Below are 5,671 nucleotides of genomic sequence, written 5' to 3'. Positions count from 1 at the left end.
TTTGACAAAATATTCTGGTAGGCGTATAGTCCGCATCTTCGCTGTTCCTTACGGCACGGTTTTGTTGTCGGTTTTACGGTTCAGCAGCTCTTTAACAATCAGATTACCGATAAGTGTGGGTGTTTTACACCTGCACTGTTGAGAAGAAGACAAGACGATGTTTAACATTGTTCTGTCGGTTTCTTTGAAGCAGACCAGAAGTTATTAAGTTAGAGATTGAACATAAGAGTTTGATCCTGGCTCAGATTGAACGCTGGCGGCATGCTTTACACATGCAAGTCGAACGGCAGCGGGGTAGTGCTTGCACTACTGCCGGCGAGTGGCGAACGGGTGAGTAATATATCGGAACGTACCGAGTAATGGGGGATAACCAATCGAAAGATTGGCTAATACCGCATACGTCCTGAGGGAGAAAGCGGGGGATCGCAAGACCTCGCGTTATTCGAGCGGCCGATAACTGATTAGCTAGTTGGTGGGGTAAAGGCCTACCAAGGCGACGATCAGTAGCGGGTCTGAGAGGACGATCCGCCACACTGGGACTGAGACACGGCCCAGACTCCTACGGGAGGCAGCAGTGGGGAATTTTGGACAATGGGGGCAACCCTGATCCAGCCATGCCGCGTGTATGAAGAAGGCCTTCGGGTTGTAAAGTACTTTTGTTCGGGAAGAAAAGGAGGGTGCTAATACCACCCTTTGCTGACGGTACCGAAAGAATAAGCACCGGCTAACTACGTGCCAGCAGCCGCGGTAATACGTAGGGTGCGAGCGTTAATCGGAATTACTGGGCGTAAAGCGAGCGCAGATGGTTATTTAAGCAGGATGTGAAATCCCCGGGCTCAACCTGGGAACTGCGTTCTGAACTGGATAGCTAGAGTGTGTCAGAGGGGGGTAGAATTCCACGTGTAGCAGTGAAATGCGTAGAGATGTGGAGGAATACCGATGGCGAAGGCAGCCCCCTGGGATAACACTGACGTTCATGCTCGAAAGCGTGGGTAGCAAACAGGATTAGATACCCTGGTAGTCCACGCCCTAAACGATGTCGATTAGCTGTTGGGGTACATGATACCTTAGTAGCGTAGCTAACGCGTGAAATCGACCGCCTGGGGAGTACGGTCGCAAGATTAAAACTCAAAGGAATTGACGGGGACCCGCACAAGCGGTGGATGATGTGGATTAATTCGATGCAACGCGAAGAACCTTACCTGGTTTTGACATGTACGGAACCCTTTAGAGATAGAGGGGTGCCTTCGGGAGCCGTAACACAGGTGCTGCATGGCTGTCGTCAGCTCGTGTCGTGAGATGTTGGGTTAAGTCCCGCAACGAGCGCAACCCTTGTCATTAGTTGCCATCATTTAGTTGGGCACTCTAATGAGACTGCCGGTGACAAACCGGAGGAAGGTGGGGATGACGTCAAGTCCTCATGGCCCTTATGACCAGGGCTTCACACGTCATACAATGGTCGGTACAGAGGGTAGCCAAGCCGCGAGGCGGAGCCAATCCCAGAAAACCGATCGTAGTCCGGATTGCACTCTGCAACTCGAGTGCATGAAGTCGGAATCGCTAGTAATCGCAGGTCAGCATACTGCGGTGAATACGTTCCCGGGTCTTGTACACACCGCCCGTCACACCATGGGAGTGGGGGATACCAGAAGCAGGTAGGGTAACCGCAAGGAGCCCGCTTGCCACGGTATGCTTCATGACTGGGGTGAAGTCGTAACAAGGTAGCCGTAGGGGAACCTGCGGCTGGATCACCTCCTTTCTAGAGAAAAAGTAGGGGTAGAGCATCCACACCTATCGGTAATCAGATACAGATGCGAAGAGAATGTTGGGTTTGTAGCTCAGCTGGTTAGAGCACACGCTTGATAAGCGTGGGGTCGGAGGTTCAAGTCCTCCCAGACCCACCAGTAGGCGTAGAGTGGAGCAGATCCGCCCAAGTACTGGGGGCATAGCTCAGTTGGTAGAGCACCTGCTTTGCAAGCAGGGGGTCATCGGTTCGATCCCGTTTGCCTCCACCACACAATACTTTCCAAATAAAAGTATGCTAAATATGCGAGCAAGCTGCTACATGTTGCAGTTTTGAGCGGTAGTTTATTTTTATTTGCGAAGTCAAAACGCATCGATCTTTAACAAATTGGCAAGCCGAAATCAACAAACAAACGAAGTAAGGCTTATCTTAAAGATAAGTCATACAGAAATTTGGGTGATGATTGTATCGACCGAATCCTGAAACGCAAAAGGCAGGATTTGGACACAACAAGCAGTAAGCTTTATCAAAGTAGAGGCCTTAAGCCCCAGCTGTAGTCAACGCAGCGCAGGCGAAGTCAAAAAGGCACTTCAAATGATAGAGTCAAGTGAATAAGTGCATCAGGTGGATGCCTTGGCGATGATAGGCGACGAAGGACGTGTAAGCCTGCGAAAAGCATCGGGGAGCTGGCAATAGAGCTTTGATCCGGTGATGTCCGAATGGGGGAACCCACACAGCAATGTGTATCCTAAGCTGAATATATAAGCTTAGAGAAGCGAACCCGGAGAACTGAACCATCTAAGTACCCGGAGGAAAAGAAATCAACCGAGATTCCGCAAGTAGTGGCGAGCGAACGCGGAGCAGCCTGTATGTGATAGCCGTCGGGATAGGAGAAGGAATTGGAAACTTCCGCCATAGTGGGTGATAGCCCCGTATCCGAAATTCCGGCAGTGGTACTAAGCATACGACAAGTAGGGCGGGACACGAGAAATCCTGTCTGAAGATGGGGGGACCATCCTCCAAGGCTAAATACTCATCATCGACCGATAGTGAACCAGTACCGTGAGGGAAAGGCGAAAAGAACCCCGGGAGGGGAGTGAAATAGAACCTGAAACCTGATGCATACAAACAGTGGGAGCACTTTATTGTGTGACTGCGTACCTTTTGTATAATGGGTCAACGACTTACATTCAGTAGCGAGCTTAACCGGATAGGGGAGGCGTAGGGAAACCGAGTCTTAATAGGGCGTCATAGTTGCTGGGTGTAGACCCGAAACCGAGTGATCTATCCATGGCCAGGTTGAAGGTGCCGTAACAGGTACTGGAGGACCGAACCCACGCATGTTGCAAAATGCGGGGATGAGCTGTGGATAGGGGTGAAAGGCTAAACAAACTCGGAGATAGCTGGTTCTCCCCGAAAACTATTTAGGTAGTGCCTCATGTATCACTTCCGGGGGTAAAGCACTGTTATGGCTAGGGGGTCATTGCGACTTACCAACCCATGGCAAACTCAGAATACCGGAAAGTGCAATCATGGGAGACAGACAGCGGGTGCTAACGTCCGTTGTCGAAAGGGAAACAACCCAGACCGCCAGCTAAGGTCCCAAATGATAGATTAAGTGGTAAACGAAGTGGGAAGGCTTAGACAGCCAGGATGTTGGCTTAGAAGCAGCCATCATTTAAAGAAAGCGTAACAGCTCACTGGTCGAGTCATCCTGCGCGGAAGATGTAACGGGGCTCAAATCTATAACCGAAGCTGCGGATGCATGCTTCATTAAAACAGCTTGCCGGAGCAAAGCGACGGAAAGCGCCCATCAAAGTCGAGTATGGTAGATGGGGTTAGCTGTTTTAATGAAGCATGCATGGTAGGGGAGCGTTCTGTAGGCCTGAGAAGGTGTTTCGTAAGGAATGCTGGAGGTATCAGAAGTGCGAATGTTGACATGAGTAGCGATAAAGCGGGTGAAAAGCCCGCTCGCCGAAAGCCCAAGGTTTCCTGCGCAACGTTCATCGGCGCAGGGTGAGTCGGCCCCTAAGGCGAGGCAGAGATGCGTAGTCGATGGGAAACGGGTTAATATTCCTGTACTTGATTTAAGTGCGATGTGGGGACGGAGAAGGTTAGGTCAGCAAACTGTTGGAATAGTTTGTTCAAGCTAGTAGGTGGAAGAATTAGGCAAATCCGGTTCTTCATAACACCGAGAAGCGATAACGAGTATCTACGGATACGAAGTGACTGATACCACGCTTCCAGGAAAAGCCACTAAGCTCCAGCTTAAATCGAACCGTACCGCAAACCGACACAGGTGGGCAGGATGAGAATTCTAAGGCGCTTGAGAGAACTCGGGAGAAGGAACTCGGCAAATTGATACCGTAACTTCGGGAGAAGGTATGCCCTCTGAGGTGAAGGATTTACTCCGTAAGCTTTGGGGGGTCGCAGAGAATCGGTGGCTGCGACTGTTTATTAAAAACACAGCACTCTGCAAACACGAAAGTGGACGTATAGGGTGTGACGCCTGCCCGGTGCTGGAAGGTTAATTGAAGATGTGAGAGCATCGGATCGAAGCCCCAGTAAACGGCGGCCGTAACTATAACGGTCCTAAGGTAGCGAAATTCCTTGTCGGGTAAGTTCCGACCCGCACGAATGGCGTAACGATGGCCACACTGTCTCCTCCCGAGACTCAGCGAAGTTGAAGTGGTTGTGAAGATGCAATCTACCCGCTGCTAGACGGAAAGACCCCGTGAACCTTTACTGTAGCTTTGCATTGGACTTTGAAGTCACTTGTGTAGGATAGGTGGGAGGCTTAGAAGCAGAGGCGCTAGTTTCTGTGGAGCCGTCCTTGAAATACCACCCTGGTGACTTTGAGGTTCTAACCCAGGTCCGTAAACCGGATCGGGGACCGTGCATGGTAGGCAGTTTGACTGGGGCGGTCTCCTCCCAAAGAGTAACGGAGGAGTTCGAAGGTTACCTAGGTCCGGTCGGAAATCGGACTGATAGTGCAATGGCAAAAGGTAGCTTAACTGCGAGACCGACAAGTCGAGCAGGTGCGAAAGCAGGACATAGTGATCCGGTGGTTCTGAATGGAAGGGCCATCGCTCAACGGATAAAAGGTACTCCGGGGATAACAGGCTGATTCCGCCCAAGAGTTCATATCGACGGCGGAGTTTGGCACCTCGATGTCGGCTCATCACATCCTGGGGCTGTAGTCGGTCCCAAGGGTATGGCTGTTCGCCATTTAAAGTGGTACGTGAGCTGGGTTTAAAACGTCGTGAGACAGTTTGGTCCCTATCTGCAGTGGGCGTTGGAAGTTTGACAGGGGCTGCTCCTAGTACGAGAGGACCGGAGTGGACGAACCTCTGGTGTACCGGTTGTCACGCCAGTGGCATTGCCGGGTAGCTAAGTTCGGGAAGGATAAGCGCTGAAAGCATCTAAGCGCGAAACCTGCCTGGAGATGAGACTTCCCTTGCGGTATAACCGCGCTGAAGAGTCGTTCTAGACCAGGACGTTGATAGGTGGGGTGTGGAAGCGCGGCAACGCGTGCAGCTAACCCATACTAATTGCTCGTGAGGCTTGGCTCTATCATTTGAAGTGCTTTGCGGTGTGGAGACACTGGGAAGGACACTCATAGAGAATAAAGCTTACTGGAATCGATACACATTACCCGATTGTTTGGTTAGTAGCCGGACAGGACAGTTTGATTTGATTGGCCGGAGTGGACGCTACCGGCGGCTTGACGATTTGTACAGTTTAAGTTTGGCGGCCATAGCGGTTTGGTCCCACGCCTTCCCATCCCGAACAGGGCCGTGAAACGAACCAGCGCCGATGATAGTGCGGATACCCGTGCGAAAGTAGGACACTGCCAAACACCTATTTACGACACCTGCCTGATGGCGGGTGTTGTGCTTTGTGGGAGTATGATGAAAGGAATGGAAA

At 51.2% G+C, this 5,671-nt stretch carries 2 tRNA genes and 3 rRNA genes; all 5 read left to right on the top strand.

What is annotated here, in order from left to right:
- Positions 1-218: 218 nt before the first annotated feature.
- Positions 219-1,759, top strand: a 16S ribosomal RNA gene (locus tag A7Q03_RS09165).
- A gap of 68 nt (positions 1,760-1,827) precedes the next feature.
- A tRNA-Ile gene (locus tag A7Q03_RS09160) sits at positions 1,828-1,904 on the top strand.
- Between the two features lie 35 nt (positions 1,905-1,939).
- A tRNA-Ala gene (locus tag A7Q03_RS09155) sits at positions 1,940-2,015 on the top strand.
- Positions 2,016-2,345: 330 nt separating this feature from the next.
- A 23S ribosomal RNA gene (locus tag A7Q03_RS09150) occupies positions 2,346-5,316 on the top strand.
- A gap of 174 nt (positions 5,317-5,490) precedes the next feature.
- A 5S ribosomal RNA gene (gene rrf / locus A7Q03_RS09145) occupies positions 5,491-5,603 on the top strand.
- The 16S, 23S and 5S rRNA genes sit together here with 2 tRNA genes alongside, the layout of an rRNA operon.
- The last annotated feature ends 68 nt before the right edge of the window (positions 5,604-5,671 follow it).

Origin of the sequence: Eikenella sp. NML99-0057 (assembly GCF_001648535.1) — a bacterium.
Taxonomy (GTDB): Bacteria; Pseudomonadota; Gammaproteobacteria; order Burkholderiales; family Neisseriaceae; genus Eikenella; species Eikenella exigua.
This window is presented reverse-complemented; position numbering and strand designations above follow the sequence as displayed.